Origin of the sequence: Methylobacterium sp. WL12 (genome assembly GCF_008039475.1) — a bacterium.
GTDB classification, from domain to species: Bacteria; Pseudomonadota; Alphaproteobacteria; order Rhizobiales; family Beijerinckiaceae; genus Methylobacterium; species Methylobacterium cerastii.
The window spans coordinates 158,671-182,716 of the sequence record NZ_VRUW01000002.1 but is presented as its reverse complement, the minus strand read 5'-3'; the positions used below and the strand labels follow the sequence as shown (position 1 = coordinate 182,716).

General features: G+C 70.4%; 23 protein-coding genes. 15 read left to right on the top strand and 8 right to left on the bottom strand.

Annotation, left to right across the window (positions count from 1 at the left end):
- Positions 1-174 precede the first annotated feature (174 nt).
- Complete coding sequence (locus tag FV226_RS01955) at positions 175-615, top strand: hypothetical protein (RefSeq protein ID WP_147761577.1); 441 nt, start codon at positions 175-177, stop codon at positions 613-615.
- Positions 616-618: 3 nt separating this feature from the next.
- On the opposite strand, the gene FV226_RS01950 is transcribed toward FV226_RS01955, so the two are convergent.
- The 3 genes from FV226_RS01950 to FV226_RS01940 form a co-directional block, all read right to left on the bottom strand.
- Entirely contained in the window at positions 619-1,308 is a 690-nt protein-coding gene (locus FV226_RS01950; RefSeq protein ID WP_147761576.1) for a uracil-DNA glycosylase, read from the bottom strand.
- On the bottom strand, positions 1,305-2,828 hold the full coding sequence (locus FV226_RS01945; protein WP_147761575.1) for a bifunctional UDP-sugar hydrolase/5'-nucleotidase: 1,524 nt from the start codon (positions 2,826-2,828) through the stop codon (positions 1,305-1,307). The genes FV226_RS01950 and FV226_RS01945 overlap by 4 nt, the downstream gene beginning before the upstream one ends.
- Positions 2,829-2,894: 66 nt before the next feature.
- Complete coding sequence (locus FV226_RS01940) at positions 2,895-3,848, bottom strand: class I SAM-dependent methyltransferase (RefSeq protein WP_147754115.1); 954 nt, start codon at positions 3,846-3,848, stop codon at positions 2,895-2,897.
- Between the two features lie 163 nt (positions 3,849-4,011).
- Between FV226_RS01940 and hemH the strand changes: the two genes are divergently transcribed.
- Together hemH and FV226_RS27840 are read left to right on the top strand one after the other, a co-directional pair.
- Positions 4,012-5,097, top strand: a complete 1,086-nt coding sequence (gene hemH / locus FV226_RS01935) for a ferrochelatase (RefSeq protein WP_147761600.1) — start codon at positions 4,012-4,014, stop codon at positions 5,095-5,097.
- Between the two features lie 156 nt (positions 5,098-5,253).
- Positions 5,254-5,415: a hypothetical protein gene (locus FV226_RS27840; protein ID WP_187273622.1), complete on the top strand. Its 162-nt coding sequence runs from the start codon at positions 5,254-5,256 to the stop codon at positions 5,413-5,415.
- 41 nt (positions 5,416-5,456) lie between these two features.
- Here FV226_RS27840 and FV226_RS01930 read toward each other — a convergent pair whose 3' ends face one another.
- Entirely contained in the window at positions 5,457-6,377 is a 921-nt protein-coding gene (locus tag FV226_RS01930; protein WP_147761574.1) for a peptidylprolyl isomerase, read from the bottom strand.
- A gap of 287 nt (positions 6,378-6,664) precedes the next feature.
- On the opposite strand from FV226_RS01930, the gene FV226_RS01925 reads away from it, so the two are divergent.
- The 7 genes from FV226_RS01925 (at position 6,665) to FV226_RS01895 (ending at position 15,239) form a co-directional block, all read left to right on the top strand.
- Positions 6,665-7,066, top strand: a complete 402-nt coding sequence (locus FV226_RS01925) for a hypothetical protein (protein WP_147761573.1) — start codon at positions 6,665-6,667, stop codon at positions 7,064-7,066.
- 202 nt (positions 7,067-7,268) lie between these two features.
- A complete protein-coding gene (secA, locus tag FV226_RS01920) occupies positions 7,269-10,166 on the top strand; it encodes a preprotein translocase subunit SecA (protein WP_147761572.1) in 2,898 nt (965 codons plus the stop codon).
- A 54-nt stretch (positions 10,167-10,220) separates the two neighbouring features.
- A complete protein-coding gene (bioD, locus tag FV226_RS01915) occupies positions 10,221-10,886 on the top strand; it encodes a dethiobiotin synthase (protein WP_147761571.1) in 666 nt (221 codons plus the stop codon).
- A gap of 176 nt (positions 10,887-11,062) precedes the next feature.
- On the top strand, positions 11,063-12,916 hold the full coding sequence (locus FV226_RS01910) for a KUP/HAK/KT family potassium transporter (protein ID WP_187277293.1): 1,854 nt from the start codon (positions 11,063-11,065) through the stop codon (positions 12,914-12,916).
- A gap of 278 nt (positions 12,917-13,194) precedes the next feature.
- Positions 13,195-13,407 (top strand): CsbD family protein, encoded by a 213-nt coding sequence (locus FV226_RS01905; RefSeq protein ID WP_147751780.1) that lies wholly within the window; start codon positions 13,195-13,197, stop codon positions 13,405-13,407.
- Between the two features lie 103 nt (positions 13,408-13,510).
- Positions 13,511-13,894 carry a CsbD family protein gene (locus tag FV226_RS01900; RefSeq protein ID WP_147761569.1) on the top strand — a complete coding sequence of 128 codons (384 nt, stop codon included), beginning with the start codon at positions 13,511-13,513 and terminating at the stop codon, positions 13,892-13,894.
- 163 nt (positions 13,895-14,057) lie between these two features.
- Positions 14,058-15,239 carry a complex I NDUFA9 subunit family protein gene (locus FV226_RS01895; RefSeq protein ID WP_147761568.1) on the top strand — a complete coding sequence of 394 codons (1,182 nt, stop codon included), beginning with the start codon at positions 14,058-14,060 and terminating at the stop codon, positions 15,237-15,239.
- A 34-nt stretch (positions 15,240-15,273) separates the two neighbouring features.
- Here the strand turns inward: FV226_RS01895 and FV226_RS01890 are convergent, their stop codons facing one another.
- Entirely contained in the window at positions 15,274-15,984 is a 711-nt protein-coding gene (locus tag FV226_RS01890) for a sulfate transporter family protein (RefSeq protein ID WP_147761567.1), read from the bottom strand.
- Positions 15,985-16,181: 197 nt separating this feature from the next.
- Here FV226_RS01890 and FV226_RS01885 point away from each other — a divergent pair, with 197 nt between their 5' ends.
- The gene (locus FV226_RS01885; RefSeq protein ID WP_147761566.1) at positions 16,182-17,510 is read left to right on the top strand and encodes an NAD(P)/FAD-dependent oxidoreductase; all 1,329 of its coding nucleotides are present in this window, start codon (positions 16,182-16,184) and stop codon (positions 17,508-17,510) included.
- 95 nt (positions 17,511-17,605) lie between these two features.
- Positions 17,606-18,223, top strand: a complete 618-nt coding sequence (locus FV226_RS01880; RefSeq protein ID WP_147761599.1) for a cyclic nucleotide-binding domain-containing protein — start codon at positions 17,606-17,608, stop codon at positions 18,221-18,223.
- A 33-nt stretch (positions 18,224-18,256) separates the two neighbouring features.
- Here FV226_RS01880 and FV226_RS01875 read toward each other — a convergent pair whose 3' ends face one another.
- Positions 18,257-19,381, bottom strand: coding sequence for a hypothetical protein (locus tag FV226_RS01875; protein WP_147761565.1), 1,125 nt, complete (start codon positions 19,379-19,381; stop codon positions 18,257-18,259).
- Positions 19,382-19,403: 22 nt separating this feature from the next.
- Positions 19,404-20,408: a D-glycerate dehydrogenase gene (locus tag FV226_RS01870; protein ID WP_147761564.1), complete on the bottom strand. Its 1,005-nt coding sequence runs from the start codon at positions 20,406-20,408 to the stop codon at positions 19,404-19,406.
- Between the two features lie 235 nt (positions 20,409-20,643).
- Here FV226_RS01870 and FV226_RS01865 point away from each other — a divergent pair, with 235 nt between their 5' ends.
- Positions 20,644-21,225 carry an SH3 domain-containing protein gene (locus FV226_RS01865; protein WP_147761563.1) on the top strand — a complete coding sequence of 194 codons (582 nt, stop codon included), beginning with the start codon at positions 20,644-20,646 and terminating at the stop codon, positions 21,223-21,225.
- A gap of 56 nt (positions 21,226-21,281) precedes the next feature.
- Here the strand turns inward: FV226_RS01865 and irr are convergent, their stop codons facing one another.
- Positions 21,282-21,794, bottom strand: coding sequence for a Fur family transcriptional regulator Irr (irr, locus tag FV226_RS01860; protein WP_147761562.1), 513 nt, complete (start codon positions 21,792-21,794; stop codon positions 21,282-21,284).
- Between the two features lie 263 nt (positions 21,795-22,057).
- Between irr and fabA the strand changes: the two genes are divergently transcribed.
- Entirely contained in the window at positions 22,058-22,585 is a 528-nt protein-coding gene (gene fabA, locus FV226_RS01855) for a 3-hydroxyacyl-[acyl-carrier-protein] dehydratase FabA (protein ID WP_147751790.1), read from the top strand.
- A 137-nt stretch (positions 22,586-22,722) separates the two neighbouring features.
- A complete protein-coding gene (gene fabB, locus FV226_RS01850; RefSeq protein ID WP_147761561.1) occupies positions 22,723-23,949 on the top strand; it encodes a beta-ketoacyl-ACP synthase I in 1,227 nt (408 codons plus the stop codon).
- Positions 23,950-24,046: the final 97 nt, after the last annotated feature.

Below are 24,046 nucleotides of genomic sequence, written 5' to 3'. Positions count from 1 at the left end.
ACGATTGCAACGCAGGTAACGCTTAACCGTATTTTTGCGGCGGCCTTTGCCGTGATCGTCCTGAGGCAATCCGCCGGGTCGGTCCCCCTGTGCGGCGCTCACCGTTCGGCGTATCCCGCCCCTCTCAGCGACTCGGAAGAAGTCGTCGCCCCGACATCGAGGAAACCTACGCCCATGCGCCTGCTCGCAACCCTGGCCGCCGCGGCCGCCCTGCTGACCGCCACCCTCGCTGCGGTGCCCGCCGAGGCGCAGATCCGCAACGCGCCGGCGCCGCGGGCGCTGGAATTCGCCGCCTACATCTTCGCGGCCTCGAACGTCTGCGGTTACCGCATCGGCACCGACACCTTCGAGGCGTTGCTGGTCAAGCAGGGCACCCGTTCGGCCGACGTCAGCCCGCGCGGCCCGTTCGGCGGGCGGGTGCAGTCGACCTTCGCGCTGATGTCGAACGACATGGCGCAGAACCGCGAGAAGGCCTGCCTCGCGGTCGCCGGCGAATACGGCCCCGAGGGCACGGTCGCCAAGAACGTGCTGCTGCCGGCAGGCGCCGACGCGGCCCCCGCCCCCGGTGCCGACAAGCCCGCCGAGCCGGCGCCTGCGCCGAAGCCGGCCCAGTAGCCTTCAGGGCAGGCGCCATTCGATCGGCGCCAGTCCGCGCTCGGCGAGCCAGGCGTTGGCGCGTCCGAACGGGGCCGAGCCCGGGAAGTCGCGGGCGCGGTTCAGCGGCGATGGGTGCCCGCTCTCGAACACGCCGTGGCGGTCGCGGTCGACCAGCGCGGCGCGCGCCCGCGCCTGCGCCCCCCAGAGCAGGAACGCGGCGGGCGTCGCGCGGGCCGACACCGCCGCGACCGCCTCGTCGGCGAGCGCCGCCCAGCCGTAGCGGAGATGCGCGCCGGCTTGGCCGGCCTCGACGGTGAGGGCGCTGTTCAGGAGCAGAACGCCCTGCCGCGCCCAAGGCGTGAGGTCGCCACGCGTCGGCTTGGCCGGCTCGACTTCGGCGAGGATCACCTTGAGCGAGGCCGGCAGGCGGCGTGCGCCGACATAGGAGAAGGCGAGGCCGTTGGCGTCCCCCGGCGTCGGGTAAGGGTCCTGCCCGAGGATCACGACCTTCACCTCGGGGAGCGGCGTCAGCGCCAGGGCGGCGAAGATGTTTTGGGGCGCCGGCAGCACCTCCGCGCCCGCCGCGATGCGTTCGTCGACGCGCGCCGCGACGGCGTCCGCCGCGCCGCCGGCGAAGAACGGTAGGGCGAGCCATGGAGAACCGCTCGCCCGGAAGTCGGCGAGGGCTGAGGAGGCGGAAAGCTTCGTCATCGACCGACCAGGATGCGCTCGCCTTCGCGCACGGCGATCGGCGCGTGGCGGGCGACATAGTCGATCACCGCGTTGGCGACGAGCCCGCCATCGGTCGCGCCGACCAGCGTCCGCCCTTGCGCCAGCATGCCGTAGCCGTTGCCGCCTTCGTACAGGAAGTTGTTGGACGCGACGCGGTAGGTGCGGGCCTCGTCGAGGGGCGCGCCGCCGACCTGCACGGACACGATCCTGGCGCCGGCCGGCGCGTCGGGATCCACCCGCACGGTCAGCCCCGAGACCTGCACGAAGCGACCGGCCGGGCGGCCGAACTCGCCGAGACCGGTCTCCAGCAGGGCGCGGACCTGCGCGCCGGTGATCGCCACCGAAACGATGGTGTTGCCGAAGGGAAGCTCGGTGAGGATGTCGCGCCGCGTCAGCACGGTCCCGGCCGGGTAGAGGCGGTTGCCGCGGATGCCGCCGCCGTTCATCACCGCGATGTCGGACTGCGTCGCCTCGCGCAGCGCGTCGGCGACGAGGTTGCCGAAGCTCGCCTCGCGGGCGCGCACCGCGGCGATCCGGCTGTCCAGCGGGCGCGCCGTCTCGCCGACGGGCACGTCGAGCCGGCGCGACAGGTCGGCTTCCAGCCGCCGGACCAACGCCAGGGTCTCGGGATCGGGCACGACGTAGCTCGAATCGTGGATGCGGAAGCTCGGCCGCCAGGAAACGGCGCTCGTCTCTCCCTGGACCGAGATCGTCGCAAAAAGGTCGATGGCGGTGACGTAGTGCGCGTCGCTGCTCGACTCCGCCAGCACGCGGCGGCCGTCGTAATGCACCACGAGGTCGTGGTCGTGCCCTGACAGCACGATGTCGGCATAGCCCGCCTCCAGCATCGCCAGATCGGTCGGACGCGCCGTATGGGTCACCGCGACGACGAGGTCCGCCCCTTCGGAGCGCAGCGCCTTCGCCTGCTCGGCGAGGGTCGCGAGTTCGGGGCCGAAGCGCAGGTCGCCGCTCTGGGACTTCTCCGGCGTCGATGCCAAAGCGATGCCGACGATCCCGACGCGCACGCCGCCTAGCGTCAGGATCGTGCGGTCGCGGATCCCCGGGATCGCGCCGCCCGCCCCGTCGCGGAGGTTTGCGGCAAAGCACGGAAAGGCGGCGGCGCGCATGCGCTCGAGGAAGGTCTCCGGCCCGAAGTCGAACTCGTGGTTGCCGGGCACGAACACGTCGGGGGCCGCGATATTGAGCAGGTCGACGATGTGGCCGCCCTTGTCCAAGCCGGACATCAGCGAGGGCGAGAGCGTGTCGCCGCCGTGAACGTAGAGCACGGCAACGCCCCGTGCGCGTTCGGCCTTCACGATGGCGTTGAGCCGCGCAAAGCCGCCGCGGCCGGCCACCTCGCCCATCAGGTAGACGTCGTTGACCAGGAGCAGGGTCAGCGTCGGCTCGGGCGACGCTTCGGCGGCGCGGGCTGGCGTCGCCAGCCCGGCGACGAGGCCGGCACCGAGGCCGAAGGTCTGGCGGCGATTGGGTGGGGGCATGGCGCGGCTCGACCGTGGCGGATGGCTCGCCCTACGCCGCGTCCCGTGACGCGCGCGCGACGCCCGCTATCGGTTCGAGAAGGTCTCGCGCACGGCCTTGGCGTTGCGGCGGACCATCGGCCAGATCCAGGCGCCCGACGCGAGGTAGGCCGCGGCCGGCATCGGCTTCAACTCCTCGGCGAGGCGCTGGGCGAGGCCCGGCGAGCGGATCGCGACCGGGGGCGCGTCGGTCTTGCGGTAGACCACCGTCGTGTCCTCGCGCCAGTACCCGGTATGGGGCACCAGGCCGGCGCGGCGGGCCGTGAGGTCGAAGGTGTCGCGCACGAAGCCGTGGACGTGGGCGAAGTGGAAGCGCTCGTGCGGCGGCTTGCCGGTGGCGGCCATGTTCGGCACCGCGGCGTAGAGCACGCCGTCGGGCTTGAGCCAGCGGGCCAGCCGCTCCATCACGTCGGCCGGGTCGCGCAGGTGCTCCATCACGTGGTGGGTGGTGATCACGTCGAACGTACCAGGCTCGAACCGGTCGTCGCCCGCGTCGTCCAGCACCTCGACGCCGTGCGTCGTGCGGGCGTAGGCGGAATAGTCGCGGCCCGGCTCGACGCCGATCGCCTCGCAGCCGCGCGCCCGGGCGGCGGCCAGGAACTCGCCGGAGCCGGAGCCGAAATCGAGCAGGCGCGCGCCCGGCACGAGCTTCGGCGCCAGCAACTCCGCCCGGAACGCGGCCTCGCGCGCCGAGCGCTTGAGGTGCACGCGCGGCGGGCCGCCGGCGAAGGCGAGCTGGTAGTCGGCGCGGTAGGCGTGGGCGTAGTAATCCGCCAGCTCGGCCGGCGTCGGCATCGGGTCGGTGCGGATTAGGCCGCACTCGGCGCAAGCGATCGACTTCAGCGTCTTCAGCCGGCGGTCGGTCTCGGCGACGGTGACGCTCTCGGTCGAGCCGCACAGATTGCAGGCCGTGGGCGCCCCCGTGTAGGGGTAGCCGGTGAACGGCATGAAGTGGTTCAGGAAGTAGCGGGGAGACTGCATGTCGCGCTCTCGTCGGCCGGATCTTCGCTGGCAGGCTTCGTGCTCTAGTTAGATATCCGATCCCGCACAACCGCAGCGCCGTCGTGCGGCCGCGCGGCCCCACGAAGCCGCGCCCCCGGCGGCTCTAGGACAGGAAGCGGCCGCCATGGCCGAGAACCTTACCATGAACGAACGCGTCGCACCGACATCCCTGTCGGCCGTCACCTCCGTCGAGCCGCAGCGCGCCGCCGGCTCCGGCACGCTTCCGGCCGAGCACCCCCCGGTCCGCTGGGGCCGCGTCGGCGTGCTGCTGATGAACCTCGGCACGCCGGAGGGGACCAGCTACTGGCCGATGCGCCGCTACCTGAAGGAATTCCTGTCCGATCGCCGGGTGATCGAGGTGCCGCGCTTGATCTGGTGGCCCCTCCTCAACCTGATCATCCTCACCAAGCGTCCCGGCCCGAAGGGCAAGGACTACGCGAGCGTCTGGAACAACGAGCGCGACGAAGGCCCGCTCAAGACCATCACCCGCGGCCAGGCCGAGCGGCTGCAGGCGGCGATGGGCGACAGCGTGGTGGTCGACTGGGCGATGCGCTACGGCAAGCCCGAGGTCTCCCTGCGGATCCAGGCGCTGCTCGACCAGGGCTGCGACCGCATCCTGCTGGTGCCGCTCTACCCGCAATACGCCGCCGCGACCTCGGCCACCGCCTGCGACCAGGCGTTCAAGGCGCTGATGCAGATGCGCTGGCAGCCGACCGTGCGGGTCTCGCCGCCCTACCACGACGACCCGGTCTACATCCGCGCGATGGCCGATTCGATCCGCGAGGGGCTGGCCAAGCTCGACTTCGAGCCGGAGGTGATCCTCACCTCGTTCCACGGCGTGCCGAAGAGCTACCTGCTCAAGGGCGACCCCTACCATTGCCAGTGCGTGAAGACCGGGCGGCTGATTCGCGAGGAGCTGGGCTTCTCGACCGAGCGGATGCGGACCACCTTCCAGTCGCGCTTCGGCAACGAGGAATGGCTGAAGCCGTACACCGACGAGACCGTGCAGACCCTCGCGAAATCCGGCGTGAAGCGCATGGCGATCGTGGCGCCGGGCTTCACCGCCGACTGCCTGGAGACGCTGGAAGAACTCGACGGCGAGAACCGGCACTACTTCGAGGACAACGGCGGCGAGCGCTTCGCCTACATCCCCTGCCTCAACGACAGCGACCTCGGGATGAAGGTGATCGAGACCGTGGTGCGGCGCGAGCTTCAGGGCTGGGTCTGACCGCCCGGCCCGTCCGGGCATCGTGGCCGGCGTGTCGGGCCGTCAGCTCGCCCGCCATCTTGCGAAGCTTCGGCGCGCGGCTATCATCGCGCTCTCGACGCCGGGCAGCCCGGGTCCGCAAAGGTCCGGATAGCCCCGGTCCGCAAGGGTGATGAGATGGCGTTCTTTATCGGTATCGCCTGTCCCTGGCTCGTGATCGCCGTGCTCGACATCCTGGCGTCAAACCGGCGCACGAACGAGCTGACCGCGCTCGGCATCCTGCCCGAGGCTCAGACCACCACGGCGGAATCGGCCTACCTGTTCGCCGCGCCGAACTAGACGGGGGCCGGTCGCGCGGACGCGACCGGCGGCACCGGGCCTCAGGGCTTCTTCGGCTCCTCGGGGGCCGGGGTCGGCGCCGGGGCCGCGATCGGCTTGCCGTTCTCGTCGAAGCGCTCGACCTTCGCGTCCGCGCGCAGCTTCAGGATCAGGTCCTGCTGCGCCTTGCGGATCAGCGCCTGGTCGATCTGCTCCTTGAGCTCTTCGAAGGTCGGGACCGGCTTGTTGCGCTTCTCCTCGACCTTGATCACGTGCCAGCCGAACTGCGACTTCACCGGATCGGAGACCTGACCGGGCTGCAGCTTGAAGGCCGCGTCGGCGAACTCCTTCACCATCCGGTCCTTCGAGAACCAGCCGAGGTCGCCGCCCTCGGCCTTCGAGCCGGCGTCCTTCGTGGTCTCGGCGGCGACCTTGGCGAAGTCCTCGCCGCCCTTGATCCGCGCGGCGACCTTCTTGGCGTCCGCCTCGTTCTCGACGAGGATGTGCCGGGCGTGGATCTCCTCCTCCGGCTTCATCAGCTTGGCCGACTGGTCGTAGAGGGCGCGGGCCGCCTCCGGCGTCGCGGCCTTGCGGGCCTCGCGCTCGAGGTACTCGTCGAGGAGGAGCTTGTCGCGGAAGTAGGCGAGCTTGCGCTTGAAGTCCGGCGTGTCGCCGATCTTGGCGGCGTCGGCCGCCTGCGCGCCGACCTTCAGGTCGAGCATGTAATCGACGAGCAGGCCCTTCTTCTGCGCGTCGTCGACGCCCGGCAGCGACAGGGCCGGGTCCTCGGCGGCGACCGCGATGTCGCCGGCGGTGACCGGGATGCCGTTGACTTTGGCGACGACGCTGTCGGGCGACGGCAGCACCGAGGCGGCGACGGAGGGCTGGGCCGTCGGCGTCGGCGTCTGCGCGATGGCGGCGCCTCCGAGCGCGAGCACCAGGGCGAGCGCGCTCGCGCCGCTGAGGGTGTGGGTCTTCGACATGGCGTTGGCGTTCCTGGCGTGTTTCGCCCCGACCCGCCGCGGCCGAGGGCCGGACGGCGTCGCACGAGGCGTCGAGGAAGCGGCGTCGGAAGCCGCGGGAATCGGGCAGACAGGTGGATCGCGCGACGCCCAAAGGCAAGGCGCAAAGGAAGTCCGCAAAGGCGGCCGCGTGTTCGCGACGGCGTCACGCCGTCCGTCCGGTCGAAGGCGCCGGATGCGTTGACTCTGTTTCTTGAGCTTTCGTGAACGCGCTCCGCGGCAGGCTTGCCCGATCGATGGAGGCACGGATGCGCAGGATCTCGCAGATCGGATGGATCGCCTTGGCGGCGTCGGCTGCGTGCGCGCTGGCGGCGACGCCCTCGATCGCCGAGGCGCGCGGGTTCCGCTTGCGGCTCGGCGTCGGCAGCGCCGCCGCGGCGACGCCGGCTCCGGTCCCGCCGCACGCGACCCAGCGGATCGCGGCCGCCGCCATCCCGCTGCCCGTCGCAACCGCGTCCGCCAGCGCCGTAGCCGCAACGGCGCGACCCACGCCGGAGGCGCCCGCCCCGGTCTCCGGGCTGACTCCGGTGACGCTGCCGAACACGTCGCAGCTTGCGAAGCCGTCCCAGTCCCCTGTGCGCGTCGCCGGCCCCTGGTGCCCGCCGGGCCGCGTCGTCGGCGCCGGGGCCGGGTTCTGCGAGATCAACTGAAGCCGCGGGCCCGACGCCGGAGCGCACCGGGTCGCCGAGCGTGGGCGGGGGTGGCCCTGTGAGGCGCCTCTGCGCAGCCCATCGCGCGCCGGCCTCTTTTAGATGCGGCCTGCGATATTTACCTCTATAAGCCCGGCCAACTCAGCCAAGGCCAGCCGTCTGCGGGAGACCGCAGACGGGCTTTCCCGTTTGCAGGTTCACGATGCTCGGTGCCCTCGCCAAGAAGATTTTCGGCTCGTCGAACGACCGGCGCGTGAAGGGCTATCGTCCCCGCGTCGCCGCGATCAACGAACTCGAAGCCGAGATCCAGGTCCTGTCCGACGAGGCCCTGCGCGCCCGCACCGACATGCTGAAGGCGGAACTCGCCGCCGGCAAGAGCCTCGACGACATCCTCGTTCCCGCCTTCGCCACCGTGCGCGAGGCGGCCAAGCGGGTGTTCGGCCAGCGCCACTTCGACGTGCAGTTGATCGGCGGCATGGTGCTGCACGAGGGCGGCATCGCCGAGATGAAGACCGGCGAGGGCAAGACCCTCGTCGCGACGCTGCCGGTCTACCTGAACGCGCTGTCGGGCAAGGGCGTCCACGTCGTCACCGTCAACGACTACCTCGCGGCACGCGACGCCGAGTGGATGGGGCAGGTCTACCGCTTCCTCGGGCTCACCGTCGGCACGATCGTGCACGGCCTCGACGACGAGCAGCGCAAGGACGCCTACGCCTGCGACATCACCTACGGGACCAACAACGAGTACGGTTTCGACTACCTGCGCGACAACATGAAGTACGAGATGTCCCAGCTGGCGCAGCGGGGGCACAACTTCGCGATCGTCGACGAGGTCGACTCGATCCTGATCGACGAGGCGCGCACGCCGCTGATCATCTCAGGCCCGGTCGACGACCGCTCGGAGCTCTACGTCACCGTCGACGCGCTGATGCCGATGCTGGTGCCGGCCCACTACGACCTCGACGAGAAGCAGCGCACCGTCTCGCTCACCGAGGAAGGCAACGAGTTCATCGAGGATGCGCTCCGCGACGCCGGCATCCTCAAGGAGGGCGACCTCTACGACGGCCACAACGTCACCATCGTCCACCACGTGAACCAGGCGCTTCGCGCCAACACCCTGTTCACGCGCGACAAGGACTACATCGTCAAGAACGACGAGGTGGTGATCATCGACGAGTTCACCGGCCGCATGATGCAGGGTCGGCGTTACTCGGAGGGCCTGCACCAGGCGTTGGAGGCCAAGGAGCGGGTGACGATCCAGCCCGAGAACCAGACGCTGGCCTCGATCACCTTCCAGAACTTCTTCCGGCTCTACGAGAAGCTCGCAGGCATGACCGGCACGGCCTCGACCGAAGCCGACGAGTTCGCCGAGATCTACAAGCTCGAGGTCGTCGACATCCCGACCAACAAGGAGGTCGAGCGCGTCGACGAGGACGACCAGGTCTACCGGACCGTCGAGGAGAAGTACGCCGGCATCATCGAGGAGATCGAGACGGCGCATGCGCGCCACCAGCCGATCCTCGTCGGCACCGGCTCGATCGAGAAGTCGGAGCTGATCGCGGAGCTGCTGAAGAAGGCCGGCTTCACCCTGCTCGACTATTCCGACCCGAACGCGCTGACCGACGTCTACGCCGCAGCGCGCGAGGGACGCGTGACCAAGCGCTTCGCGGTGCTGAACGCCCGCTTCCACGAGCAGGAGGCCTACATCGTCGCCGAGGCCGGCGTGCCGGGCGCGATCACCATCGCCACCAACATGGCCGGCCGCGGAACCGACATCAAGCTCGGCGGCAACGTCGAGATGCGCGTCGAGAAGGAGCTCGCCGGGCTTGAGGACGGCCCGGAGCGCGACGCCCGGGTCGCCGCGATCAAGGCCGAGATCGCCGAGAACCGCACCAAGGTGCTGGCGTCGGGCGAGCCGGCCAACCCCGAAGCCGGCCGCAAGAAGGCGCTTCCGGGCGGCCTCTACATCATCGGCACCGAGCGCCACGAATCGCGCCGCATCGACAACCAGCTTCGCGGCCGCTCCGGCCGCCAGGGCGACCCCGGCCGCTCCAAGTTCTTCCTGTCGCTGCAGGACGACCTGATGCGGATCTTCGGCTCCGACCGCATGGACGGCATGCTGCAGAAGCTCGGCCTGGAGCAGGGCGAGGCGATCATCCACCCCTGGATCAACAAGGCGATCGAGAAGGCGCAGCAGAAGGTCGAGGCGCGCAACTTCGACATGCGCAAGAACGTGCTCAAGTACGACAACGTCATGAACGACCAACGCAAGGTGGTGTTCGAGCAGCGCCGCGACTTCATGGGCCAGGACAGCGTTGCCGAGACCGTCGAGGAGATGCGCCAGGCGACGATCGACGACCTCGTCGCGACCCACATCCCCGAGAACGCCTACGCCGAGCAGTGGGACGTGGTCGGCCTGCGCGAGCGCGTCACCGAGGTCCTGAACCTTCAGGAGCCGATCGAGGACTGGGCGAAGGAAGAGGGCATCGCCGACGAGGAGATGCGCGAGCGCCTGAAGAAGGCGGCCGACGCCGCCTACGCCGCGCGCTCGGAGAAGAACGGCGCCGAGGTGATGACCTACATCGAGAAGCAGGTGCTTCTCCAGACCCTCGACCACCTCTGGCGCGAGCACCTCGTGACCCTCGACCACCTGCGGCAGGTGATCGGTTGGCGCGGCTTCGCCCAGCGCGACCCGCTGAACGAGTACAAGTCCGAGGCCTTCGACCTGTTCAATGGCCTCGTCACGCAGCTGCGCGAGCAGGTCACCAGCCAGCTCTCGCGCGTGGAGATCATGTTCCAGGAGCCGGAGGCGCAAGCGAACCCGTTCGGCCAGTCCCCCGGCCTGCCGCAGATGTTCGCCCAGCACCTCGACCCGGTCACCGGCGAGAACGAGATGGACCGTGACGGCCGCGGCTCCGGCAGCGACGGCGGCGGCGGACCCGCCTACGGCTACGCGGCGCAGGGGCTCTCGGCCGACGGCGCCGTGCTGGAGCGCGACCCCGACGACGCCACCACCTGGGGCCGCGTCGCCCGCAACGAGCCCTGCCCGTGCGGCTCGGGCAAGAAGTACAAGCACTGCCACGGCAGCTACTCGGCCTGAGAGGGCGATTCTCCCTGCGCCTCTGCGGCAAAGGGAGAAGCGCAGCGGGTATCCATGACGACCGTCTTCATCGCGGGCGCCGGCACCGAGATCGGCAAGACCTACGTCACGTCGGCGATCGTGCGGCGGCTGCGGGCCGACGGGCGTGACGTGTGGGCGCTGAAGCCCATCGCGAGCGGCGTGCCGCCGGTGGGCGACCCCGGGTTCGCGGACAGCGACACGGCGCGGCTTCTGGCGGCGCAGGGCGTCGCAGTCTCGGAAAATTCGGTCGCGGCCTGCTCGCCCTGGCGCTACGCGGCGGAGCTCGCCCCTGACCAGGCGGCGGCGCTCGAGGGCCGCACGCTGGAACTCGAGGCGGTCGTCGCCTGGTGCCTCGAGCGGATGGAAGCCGAGGCCGGCACGCTGCTGATCGAGGGCGTCGGCGGCCTGATGAGCCCGGTCACCCAGGAGGCGACCGGCCTCGGCTGGCTCTGGTCGCTGGCCTGCCCCGCCATCCTGGTCTCGGGCAGCTACCTCGGGGCGATCAGCCACACGCTCACGGCCTACGAGACCTGCCGCGCCGCCGACGTGCCCGTGCTTGCGATCGTCGTCAACGAGAGCCCCGGCGCCCCGACGCCGCCGGAGACGGTCGCCGAGGCGATCGGCCGCCATGTCGAGGTGCCGGTGATCGTGATCGCTCGCGACGCGCCCTGCCCCGACGCGCTCGCCGCCCTGGTCTGACGCCCGGCCGACACACATCCTCGCGATCGTCGGCCACGGCGCACGGTTCCGATGGACGGGCGACCGGCGCCTGCTAGCGTCGCGCCAAGAAACGACGAGGGCGCCCGGTGAGCGAAAGTCATGACCGCGCGGAGGGCGGCGCGAAGCCTTCCGCCGCGCAGGGGTTCCGCCCCGCCCTGCTGCTCGGCGCGCTCGGCGTCGTCTACGGCGACATCGGCACCAGCCCGCTCTACGCCTACAAGGAGGCGGTTCGCGCCGCGAGCGGCGGCGGCAACGCCGACCCGATCGCGGTGGTCGGCGCCGTTTCGCTGATCCTGTGGGCGCTGATCCTGATCGTCTCGCTGAAGTACGCGGTGCTGATCCTGCGGGCCGACAACGGCGGCGAAGGCGGCATTGTCGCGATGCTGGCGCTGCTCGGCGCCCGACACGCCAAGCCGCGCTCGTGGCAGGCGTTGCTGCTCGTCGTCGGGCTGATCGGCGCGGCCTTACTCTACGGCGACGGCGCGATCACCCCGGCGATCTCGGTGCTGTCGGCGATCGAAGGCCTGAAAGTCGATGCTCCCGCGCTCGGCCGCTACGTCGTGCCGATCACCATCGCGATCCTCGTCGCGCTGTTCCTGGTGCAGAGCAAGGGCGTCGCCTTCATCGGGAAGATCTTTGGTCCGGTGATGCTGCTGTGGTTCCTCGTCCTCACGCTGATGGGGCTCGGCGGAATCCTGCACAAGCCGGAGATCCTGGCCGCCGCCAACCCGCTGAAGGCGGTGGAATTCCTGTTCCATGCCGGCTGGCACGTCAGCTTCGCGATGCTGGGCGCGGCCTTCCTCGCCGTCACCGGCGGCGAGGCGATGTATGCCGACCTCGGTCATTTCGGCGCCCGGCCGATCCGCATCGCATGGTTCGCCCTGGTGCTGCCGGCGCTGGTGATCAACTATTTCGGCCAAGGCGCGCTGCTGCTGGCCTCGCCCGATGCGATCGAGAACCCGTTCTACCGGCTCGTGCCGGGCTGGGCGCATTACCCGCTGATCGGGCTCGCCACGATGGCGACGGTGATCGCCTCGCAAGCGATCATCTCGGGCGTTTTCTCGCTCACCCAGCAATCGGTCCAACTCGGCTTCCTGCCGCCGATGCACATCGTCCAGACGGCGTCCGAGGAGCGCGGGCAGATCTACGTGCCGGCGGTGAACTGGCTGCTCGCGGTGGCCACCATCGCCGCCGTCGTTGTGTTCGAATCCTCGGACGCCCTCGCCGGCGCCTACGGCATCGCCGTGTCGCTGCTGATGGCGATCACCACGCTGCTCGCCGCGCTGATCGCCCGCAAGTGGGGCTACAACCTCGTCGCGATCCTCGCGGTGAACGGTTTCTTCCTGGTGATCGACCTCGTCTTCCTCGGGGCCAACAGCGTAAAGCTGTTCGAGGGCGGCTGGTTTCCGCTGGTCCTCGCCGGCATCGTCGCGCTGATGATGCTGACGTGGCGGCGCGGCAACCAGCTCGTCGAGGAGGCGCGCGCCGGCCTGCGGCAGCCGGAGGACGCGTTCCTCGCCGGGCTCCAGCACCGCGACCTCGTCCGGGTGCGGGGCACCGGGGTGTTCCTGTCGGCGGCGACGCACGGCATCCCGCTGCACCTGTCGCGCTTCGTCGAGCGCAGCCATGCCCTCCCCGAGCGGGTGCTGATCGTCTGCGCCCAGTACGAGGAGACCCCGACGGTGCCGCGGGACGAGCGCGGGCACGTCACGATCCTCGCCCCCGACTTCTACCGGGTGACCCTGCGCTACGGCTTCATGGAGGACGCCTCGATCCCCGACGGGTTGGCCTGCGCCGTCGAGCACCGCCGGCTGCCGCCGCAGATGCTCGACGACCTCACGGTGTTCATCGGCCACGAGACCATCATCCCGAAGAACGACCACCGTGGCATGCAGCCCTGGCGCGAGAGCCTCTACGCCTTCATGCAGCGAAACGCCGAGCGCACAGGCGCCTTCTTCGGCGTTCCGACCCGGCAGGTGGTGGAGGTGGGGACCGAGATCGAGATCTAGAGCATTTTCCGTGATCTCTGGATCACGGAAAATGCTCTAACCTGCTGTGTGGTCGCATTTTCTTCACGCGAGCCGGCATCCACCTCGCTTGAAAATGCTTTAGCGGCGGCCCCGCACCGGCCGCGTGCGCGCCGTCCGATCACGCTTTCGCGCGTCCGCGGGCGCCTTGGAACCTTCGCAGGAGCCCGCCGTTCGGACATCCCGACAGCATTCGGTCACGCTTCGCGGCGCCGCCGCGAGGCCGGATCGAGGTCGCTGAACGAGCAGGGAGCTTCCCGATGAGCAGCACCACCGACAAGATCAAGGGCCTGGCCAACGAGGCCGTCGGCAACGTCAAGCAGGGGGTCGGCAACGTCACCGGCAACGAGAAGCTGCAGGCCGAGGGTAAGGCCCAGGAGCTGAAGGGCGAAGCCCAGAAGACCGTCGGCGACGCCAAGGACGGCGTGAAGGGCGCGGCCCAGACGGCCGCCGACGCCGTCAAGAAGATCTGATCCGTTCGGTGACCGGGATCGGGGCCGCACTCGCGCAGCCCCGATCCCCCTCCGCGGGGCGTGCCATCGCCGCCCCCCGACATCGAAGGACGAGGACGAGATCATGAATCGAGATCGTTTCGAAGGCGGCGTACGCCACCTGCGCGGCCGCGCCAAGACCGCCGTCGGCGCCGTGAGCGGCGACCCCGGGCGCCAGTTCGACGGCGCGATCGACCAGGCCGCAGGCGCCGCGCAGCACGCTTACGGTCGCGCCCGCGACACCGCCCAGGTCTGGCGCCGCGACGGCGAGCACCTGATCGACGAGGCCAGCGCCCGCGGCCGCGCCATCGCCGACGAGGCCGCGAGCCGCGGACGCCATTATCGCGATCGCGCAGAACATCACGGGCGCCACGCTGCCCGACGCGCCGACAAGAACAAGGGCGCTACCCTGGCGATCGTCGCCGCCGCAGCCTTCGGGCTCGGCTGGCTCTTGAGCGGGGACCGCTGAGCGTCTCGCACGTGAGTGACGCGCGCAGTCGGGGATGCGGCGATCAGGTTCGCCGTTTCGTCGCCTGAGCGACGCGTGTCGTCGGCGGAAATGGTCTAAGGAAAGGGTGGCCGGGGGCGGCGACGCCCCCGAGCCCGAAGGCCAGACAGACCGAGACGAGGCGATGACCGGCTCCAGCACACCGAACACCCTTCTGACCCCGTCCCTGACGCGGCCCGCGTCGCAGCTGGTTACGATATTCGGCGGCTCCGGTTTCCTCGGGCGTCACGTGGTCCGGGCGCTGGCCAAGCGCGGATACCGCATCCGTGTCGCCGTGCGCCGGCCCGACCTCGCCTTGTTCCTCCAGCCGCTCGGTAAGGTCGGCCAGATCGTCGCCGTCCAGGCGAACCTGCGCTATCCCGAATCGGTGCGGCACGCGGTCGAGGGCGCGGACGTGGTGATCAACCTCGTCGGCATCCTTCAGGAAACCGGCGCGCAGAGCTTCTCGCGCCTCCAGGTCGACGGGCCCGATGAGATCGCGCGGGCGGCGGCGAAGGCGGGTGCCGCGATGGTCCACGTCTCGGCGATCGGCGCCGACCGGAACTCCGAATCGCGTTATGCCCGGACCAAGGCCGAAGGCGAGGCCGCAGTGTTCGCCGCCCGGCCCGACGCGGTGGTATTCCGGCCCTCCCTCGTGTTCGGTCCCGGCGACAGCTTCTTCAACCGCTTCGCCAGCCTCGCCCGGTTCCTGCCGGTGCTGCCGCTGGCCGGCGCCGAGTCGCGCTTCCAGCCGGTCTTCGTCGGCGACGTAGCCGAGGCGATCGCGCTCGCCACCGACGGCCGCGTGCCCGGCGGCAAGGTCTACGAGCTCGGAGGCCCCGAGGTCGCGACCCTCGATCACCTCGTGCGCTACATGCTGGAGACGACGATGCGCAAGCGCATGGTCGTTTCGCTGCCGCTTCCGCTCGCCAAGATCCAGGCCCGCGCGATGGAGCTCGCCGACACCCTGACCCTCGGCCTGCTGCCGGCCGACCTCAAGCTGACCCGCGACCAGGTCGTCCTGCTGCAGAACGACAACGTCGTCTCGGAGGCCGCCAAGGCCGAGGGGCGCTGCTTCGAAGGTCTCGGCATCCAGCCGACCGCCGCCGAGGCCGTGGTGCCGGGCTATCTCTGGCGCTTTCGCAAGGCCGGTCAATTCGCCAAGGGGCGCGGCACCGAGGAGCAGGCCGAGATCCCCGACATGATCGCCCCGACGCCTATGGGCGAAGGCTCGCAGCATCGGCCGATGCGCGCGTCCGGTCCCGCGATCGGGGCCGATGCCGGCGGATCGCCGGGCATGGGCCAGCGCTGGGGCACCCGCAGCTAGGGCCTCGTGGCGCCAGCGAGATGTCCTCGCCGTCCTAGCGAAGCCGGCCTTGCAGAGCGGGCGCCAGCAGCCGGTGCGTCAGCCGCTTGTGGACGTGCACCATCAGCGCGATGCCGAAGAGCGGCGTCAGCAGGTTGAGCACCGGCACAACCATCATCCCGGCGAGCAGGCAGCCCGCCGCGATCGTGGTGCCGGAGAACGCGCGGCGCATCTCGCCGGCCTCCGCCAGCGGGCGGTAGCGGGCGGCGGCCATCTCGAAATATTCGCGCGACAGCAGGTAGGCGTTGGCGGCGAAGAACGCCGCCAGCCCGATGACCGGCACGAAGAAGATGACCAAAGCGGCGAGGTTCACCAGCAGGGTCAGGCCGGCGAAGCGCAGGGCGTAGAGCATCGCCGAGCCCCACGGCATCGGGCGGCCCGGCGGGTCGTTCGGGAAGTCGGTTCGCTCGACGATCTCGGCGGCGTCGTCGAGGAAGAACCCGGCGACCAGGATCGAGATTGCCGGCATCAGGTAGGCCAAGGCCACGAAGAGCCCGAACCCGGCCAGGAAATAGGCCAGGCTGTCGAGGATGGGGTAGGATTGCGAGATGTGGTGGCTCGCCTGGAACCACTGGATCAGCCGCGTCAGCCCGAACCAGGCCAGTGCCAGGATGCCGAGCGTCAACCCGAGCGACTTCCACAGGATGGCGCGGAGCGGCGGGGAGAAGGTCTGGCGCAGGGCCGCGAGTGCCGACTGGATGAGCATGCCGTGATCCCGTCTGCCGCCGTGGTTCGGCGCATCGCGGTTGTGGTGTCCCGATCCCGCCGCCGCAAGGGCGTCGTGCAGCCGTGCACGCGTCTGGAAAGCCGCACGGGTCGTGGCGTTCGGCGTGATCCGAGATGACCGCCGGGCGGGTGGCCCTCCGCCGGGACCGGTACGAGGAGAAGGATGGTGACCGGCGCATGAGACCGAGGCTCGACACGCCACCCCCGCATGCCCGGTTCCGGCCGAGCGTCGCGCCCAGGCTCGCCCCGCTGCCCGCCGACCCCGACGTGGTCGTCGTCGGAGCGGGCGCCGCCGGGATCGCAGCCGCGCGCACCCTGATCGCCGCCGGCCTGTCGGTCGCCGTGCTGGAGGCGCGGGACCGCGTCGGCGGTCGTACGGTGACGACGACGTTGCGCGGTCACGCGATCGACCTCGGAGCGCATTGGCTTCATGCCGGGCCGATCAACCCCCTCGTGCAGCTGGGCTTCGCCCGCGACGAGCCCCTCCGCCGCGCCGCGCAGGAGGGACACGTCTGGGTCGGACGCCGCCCGGGACGTCCGTCGGAGGTCGCCGCCTCGGCCCGGTCCTTCGACCGCGCCGACCGGGCGATGCATGCGGGCGCCGCCGAGGACGGCCCGGACCGCTCCGCGGCGAGCGCCCTGCCCTGCAGCCTCGGCCCCTGGGGCGCCCGCGTCGCCCTGGTCCACGGGCTGGTCTCCGGCCGGCCGCTGAAGGAGGTCTCGCTGCACGACTTCCCCAGCATGGAATACGGCGACAACTTCTTCATCGCCGGCGGCTTCGGCGGCTACCTCGCCCGCCTCGCGCAAGAGCTGCCGATCGCGCTGAACTGTCCGGTGACGCGGATCGACTGGTCGGGCGTCGGCGTCCGCATCGCCACCGCCGACGGCCGGCGCCTGAAGGCCCGCGCCGTGGTCGTGACGGTGCCGATGATGGTGCTGCGCGACGCCGTCGCCTTCTCTCCGGCCCTGCCCGCGCCGACCCGCGCGGCGATCGACGGGTTCCGCGCCGGCATCTACGAGCACGCGGTGCTGCACTGGCCGTCGAGCCCGTTCCGCGGTCGGGACCGCCTCGCGAGCCTCGTCGGCGGCCGACTCAGCCCGCCGGGCCTGCTCACGCGGATCGACGACACGCCGTTCCACTACTTCGAGCTCGACGCGGTCGGCGCCGCCGAGATCGACGCGGCCGGCACCGGGGAGGACGGGCTGCGCCGCCGCGTGCGCGCGACGCTGGCCGACCATTTCGGAGCGCGCCGCCTGCACGACCTGTCGATCCCAGCGGTCAGCGAATGGCGCCACGATCCGTGGTCGCGCGGCTCCTGGGCCTCGGTGCCGCCCGGCCATGCGGGTGCACGCCGCGTGCTCCATGAGGCGGTCGGCGGGACGATCTGGTTTGCCGGCGAGGCGCTGTCGCGCGAGCAATGGGGCACCGCCGGCGGCGCCTATGAAGAGGGCGTGCGCGCCGCCGTCGCCGTCGCCGAGCGTATCCGGATGGGCACAGCCGCCTGACGGGATGCGGCGGCGGCGCCGGATCGTCTTGCGGTCGGGCCCGAAACGCGATGCATCAGGCGGCGTGCGATCGCGACGCGGAATGGGGCCGTCTGATGAACTGGGTCGAGGGCATCGGCTATCTCGGGACGGCGCTGACCATCTCGGCCTCGGCGATGAGTACGATGATCCCCCTCAGGATCATCTCGCTGGTCGCGAGCGCCGCGGTCATCACCTACGGGCTGCTGATCGGCAGCATGCCGGTGGTGCTGACGGAGGCGATCCAGATCCCGTTCAACGCCTGGCGGCTCTGGCAGATGGTCCGGCTCGTGCGCGACGTGGAGACGGCCGCCGAGGGCGACCTCTCCCTCGACTGGCTCAAGCCCTACGGCACCGAGCGCGCCTTCGCGGCCGGCGCCGCGCTCTTCGCCATGGGCGAGGAGGCGACGACGATGTACTACGTCGAGGCCGGCTGCTTCCGCATACCGGAATACGAAATCGAGGTGCGGGCCGGCGGCATCGTGGGCGAGCTCGGCCTGCTCTCGCCGGGCAACCGGCGCACGGCTTCGCTGATCTGCACGGAGGCTGGCCGGGCGCTGGAGGTGCCCTATTCCGCGGTCAAGCAGCTCTACTACCAGAACCCGGAATTCGGTTTCAGCTTCCTCAAGCTCACGAGCGAGCGGCTGTTCCAGAGCGCGAACGCGCCAGTCTCAGTGGGCGGCGACATAGTCTGAGCTGCACGCCCTGCTTGGACAATCGAACCCGGATCAGCCGCCAAGGCGGTCGCGCAGGCGCGCGAAAAAGCCCATCGCCTCCGGTGGCGGGGGGGCCGACCAGTCGGGCACCGCCCCCTCCCGCAGATGCCAGTCGCGGGACTCGAATCGGTCGCCAGCATCCCCGATCAGGCCGAGGCCGACGCAGGGGCGGTCGGTCCCGTCGCCGACGCGCCCCGCAGCCCAGACTCGCTGCCACCGGTTGCGGATGGTGAGGTCTGCGTCGCACCAGCCGAGCCGTTCGCGGCCCATGACGGCGAAGACGCGCTCGGGCAACGCGTGCGCCGGTATACGGACCCAGGCCGAGAACACGTAGGGTTTGGCCGGGTCGAACCGGGTCGTGTCGAGGAGCTTGGTGAAGGCGCTGAGGCCCCGCTCCCGGTGCCGTCCCTTGTGCCGCGCCGTCCCGTGCGGAAGCCGCATCGCGTCGGCCGAGGGCGCGGTGGCGAGCGCGGCCGGCGCCACGCCGGCATGGGCGGCGTAGGCCGCGTCGCACAGCGCGACCCAAGATTCGAGCTCGACGTCCCAGGCCTGCTCGCCGGGGGCGAACCGCCGGACGCTTCCTTCGAGCACAAGGTCGCCGGTGCGCCGGAGCGGCTCGGTCGCCGAGCCCGGGGCGGCTTCCCTCACCCGCAGCAGGGTCGAGGGGCCGTGGCGCCAGACCGCCTCGGCCAGGCGCTGGAAGTCGGCTTCGGTCTGTCCCGCGTCGGCCTTTCGCACGAGGATCTTCTCGCCGGTGGCAAGGTCGGCGAGCATCCTCGCCTTAAGATGCGCGACCCGGCCGTACTCGCGTTCGAGCAGCGCGTCGTGGTCGGTGCCCGCGACGGCCCGCTGCGTGTTCGACCAGATGTTGTAGGTCCGGCTCCGGCAATAGTAGACGCCGGTCGCGGTCGGAGCCAGCACGAGGTCCGAGGGCGCGCCGTAGCGCTCGAAGCGGGTTTCCAGCGCATCGATCAGGTCGTCGAGCGGCGTGTAGGAGAAGCGGAGCAGGCCCGAGGGCTCGGCGCCGCAATAGCGCTGTACAAAGCCGAACTCGCAATTGCCGCCGAGGCTGCGGAACGCAGCCATGCGCGCGGCGAGACCCGGAACCGTGGCCTTCTCCGTCGCGACGCCCGCCATGCCGATGCCCGCCCCGCGCGCCTCAGAGCATACTGGGCAGGATCCGGTCCGGCGGGCGGTGACCGTCCATGAAGGTCTTGATGTTGATGATCACCTTCTCGCCCATGTCGATCCGGCTCTCGAACGTCGCCGAGCCCATGTGCGGCAGCAGCACGACCTTGCCGGACTTGGCGAGCTTGACCAGGCGCGGGCTCACCGCCGGCTCCTGCTCGAACACATCGAGGCCGGCCGCAGAGATCTCGCCGGCCTCGATCAGGCGGGCGAGCGCGTTCTCGTCGATCACCTCGCCGCGGGCCGTGTTCACGACGATCGCCTCGGGCTTCATCAGCTTGAGGCGGCGGGCCGAGAGCAGGTGGTAGGTCGCGGGCGTGTGCGGGCAGTTGACCGACACGATGTCGACGCGGGCCAGCATCTGGTCGAGTGATTCCCAGTAGGTCGCCTCCAGCCCGGCCTCGATCGCGGCCGGCACCCGGCGGCGGTTGTGATAGTGGATCTGCAGCCCGAACGCCTTGGCGCGGCGCGCGAGCGCCTGGCCGATCCGGCCCATGCCGACGATGCCGAGGCGCTTGCCGGTGATGCGGCGCCCGAGCATCCAGGTCGGCGACCAGCCCGTGGTCCAGTCGTCGTCGGGAATGATGCGCGCGCCCTCGGGCACGCGCCGCGCCACGGCCAGGATCAGCGCCATGGTCATGTCGGCGGTGTCCTCGGTGAGGACGCCGGGGGTGTTGGTGACGGTGATGCCGCGCTCCAAGGCTGCCGACACGTCGATGTGATCGACGCCGTTGCCGAAGTTGGCGATCAGCCGGAGGTTCGGCCCGGCTTGGGCGAGGAGGCCCGCATCGATCTTGTCGGTGACAGTGGGAACGAGCACGTCGGCCTCGCGCATCGCGGCGGCGATCTGCTCGGGCGCGAGCGGGGCGTCGTCGTGGTTCAGCCGCGCATCGAACAGCTCGCGCATCCGCCTCTCGACCGCGTCCGGCAGGCGTCGCGTCACGACGACGAGCGGCTTGCGCTTCAACGACATCATCTCTCCCATCACCGGGTTCGGGCAGGCCCGACACGAACGCCTCGCGCGGCGTCGGCGCATCGTGGACCGGCCGCGTCCCCGGTTTCAAGCTCCGTTAACCGAGCTCCGCCAGACAGGTGCGGACGGCTTCCGGCCTCTCTATCAGAGGCAGGCCGGAACACAATCGGAAGTGCCGCGCCGGCATCGCCGCGCGGTGCGGGCGTTCCTTCGTCGTGCGCAGATCAGGAGATGGACGATGCGGCTGGCTCGGCTCTTCTTCGCGGGCGCCGCCCTCCTGGCGTCGGCCGCCCTCACGCTTCCCCTGGCCACCAGGTCGGCGCTGGCCGCGCCCGCCGCGGGCGGCGGCCCCGAATCCGGCGTGGGTCCGGTCACCAAGCTGCCGCTGCCGCGCTATGCCAGCCTCAAGACCGATCGCGTGAACCTGCGCGAGGGGCCTTCGAAGGATCACCGCACCCTCTGGGTGTTCCAGCGCGCCGGCATGCCGGTGGAGATCGTCGCCGAGTTCGAGACCTGGCGCCGCATCCGCGATTCGGAAGGGACCGAGGGGTGGGTCCTGCACTCGTTGCTGTCGGGCCGCCGCACCGCGATCGTTACCGCCTCGAAGGGCGCCGACAAGGCCGCGATCCCGCTGCGGGCGCGGGCCGACGACGGCGCCGAGGACGAGGCGCGCCTGGAGGCCGGCGTGATCGGCAGCGTGAAGAGCTGCACCGGATCGTGGTGCCGCCTCGTCGTCGCGCTGCCCTCCAAGCGCGACGTGGACGGCTACATCCACCAGGACCGCCTGTGGGGCGTCTACCCGAACGAGAAGGTCGACTAAGAAAAAAGGCCCGGTTCGCACCGGACCTTCTTCGATTCGGAGACGTTGACGGCCGCTCAGCTCTGGCGGCGGGCGCCGGCCCGTCGGCGGAGGCGGACGATCACCTCGACGCCGGCGATCTCCATGCCTTCCGGCGCGTCGGGAAGCGATTCGACGGTGATGCCGCAATCGGGCATGTCCATTACCTGACCTTCGTCCTCGAGGAAGAAGTGGTGGTGCTCGGAGGGGTTGGTGTCGAAGTACGCCTTCGACCCGTCGAGCGCGAGCTGGCGCAGAAGGCCGACCTCGGTGAATTGGTGCAGGGTGTTGTAGACGGTGGCCAGCGACACCGGAACCTTGGCGCGCATCGCCTCGTCGTAGAGCATTTCCGCCGTCAGGTGGCGGTCGCCGCGCCCGAACAGCAACCAGCCGAGCGACAGGCGCTGGCGCGTCGGGCGCAGGCCCGCGCGGCGCAGGCGGTCGCGCAGGTCCGAGAGGGGGCAGCCGCGGCGCGCCGCGCCGGCCGCATCCCCCGAAAGGGCCGGGATCCGGGCGTTCAGCGCGGCCTGAAGGGACAGCAGTTCGGACATCGGCGGGACTGAACGCTCGCGAGGGGTGAAGGATTTCGCCCTCGTGTATATGGGAACGGTCGCCGGCTCGCAACACGCGCAGGTGGCCCCTCTCCCGCTCGCGCGAAGGCCGCTTCGTTCGCGCCTGCTTGGAACCGGCTCCGCGCCTATGCTAACGAGGCCGCCGAGTGCGCGGTTCGCCCCGTGTACGGGATGCGCGCCGGCGCCGAAGCCGGCCCGTGCCCGCCGACCGAAGCTCGCGACACGAGGACCGACCCGCCTTCATGACGTCCGACACCGAACAGACCGCCCCCCGCGCCTCGCAGTATTCCTACGAGGACCTGCTCGCCTGCGGGCGCGGCGAACTCTTTGGCGCGGGCAACGCCCAGCTGCCGCTGCCGCCGATGCTGATGTTCGATCGCATCACCGAGATCGCCGCCGAGGGCGGCGCCCACGGCAAGGGTCTGGTCCGCGCGGAGTTCGACATCCGGCCAGACCTCTGGTTCTTCTCCTGCCACTTCAAGGGCGACCCGGTGATGCCCGGCTGCCTCGGGCTCGACGCCCTGTGGCAGCTCGTCGGCTTCCATCTCGGTTGGCTCGGCGCGCCGGGCCGCGGGCGGGCGCTCGGCGTCGGCGAGGTCAAGTTCACGGATCAGGTCCTGCCGACCGTCAAGCAGGTGGTCTACGGCGTCGACCTGCGGCGGGTGCGGACCGGCAAGCTCGTCCTCGGCATCGCCGACGGGTGGCTGGAAGCCGACGGAAAGCGCATCTACGAGGCCAAGGACCTGCGCGTCGCCCTGTTCCAGAGCTGAGCGCCACACCTGATTTCGATGCGTTCCCGGCAACGGGGCGCGTCCTCGCCGGTTGAGAACAGGCCGGCGGCATCCTAGCTGACGAAGTAGCGTGACGCTCACCCACCGGGCGCGTCGCCGGGGAGACGAGTTCGTTCATGCGCCGTGTCGTCGTCACCGGGATGGGCATCGTCTCATCCATCGGAAACAACACCGAGGAAGTGCTCGCCTCGCTCCGCGAAGGGCGGTCCGGCATCACCCGTGACGGCTCGCATGCCGAGCATGGCTTCCGCAGCCAGGTCTCGGGCCGGCCCACCCTGGACCCCGAGGGAGTCGTCGATCGCCGCGCCATGCGCTTCCACGGCGGGGGCAGCGCCTGGAACCACGTGGCGATGGATCAGGCGATCCGCGACTCAGGGCTTGAGGCCGGCGACATCTCGAACGAGCGCACCGGCATCATCATGGGGTCGGGCGGTCCCTCGACACGTGTGATCGTTGAATCGGCCGCGATCGCCCGCGAGAAGGGTCCTAAGCGTGTCGGCCCGTTCGCGGTGCCGAAGGCGATGTCCTCGACCGCCTCGGCGACCCTGGCGACCTGGTTCAAGATCAAGGGCGTCAACTATTCGATCGCCTCGGCCTGCGCGACCTCGAACCACTGCATCGGCAACGCCGCCGAGATCATCCAGGGCGGTCGCCAGGACATCATCTTCGCAGGCGGCTGCGAGGATTTAGACTGGACACTGTCGGTGCTGTTCGACGCGATGGGCGCGATGTCCTCGAAGTACAACGCGACACCCGAGCGGGCCTCGCGCGCCTACGACGCCAACCGGGACGGCTTCGTCATCGCCGGGGGTGCCGGCGTCCTCGTCCTCGAGGAGTTGGAGCACGCCAAGGCCCGCGGCGCGCGGATCTACGGCGAGATCGCCGGCTACGGCGCGACCTCCGACGGCTACGACATGGTGGCGCCTTCAGGCGAGGGAGCGGTGCGCTGCATGCGCCAGGCGATGGAAGGCCTGAAGGGCGCGCCGATCGACTACATCAACCCGCACGCCACCTCGACGCCCGTGGGCGACGAGAAGGAGATCGAGGCGATCCGCGAGGTGTTCGGCCGCGGCGACGCCTGCCCGCCAATCGCGGCGACCAAGTCCCTCACCGGGCACTCGCTCGGCGCCACCGGGGTGCAGGAGGCCATCTACGGGCTCCTGATGATGAACAACGACTTCATCAGCGCCAGCGCGCACATCGATGAGATCGACCCCGCCTTCGCCGACATGCCGATCCTGCGGACACGCCGGGACGGGGCCAAGCTCGGCCACGTGCTGTCGAACTCGTTCGGCTTCGGCGGCACCAACGCGACGCTGGTGCTGAAGAACGTCGACGCCTGACGCGTCCGGCACGACGGCGGACCGTCGTCAAGGAAATCGGCGGTTCGAGGCACGCTTCGTTAACCATTGGAACCCAAACTCTCCACTCAAGTTCTGC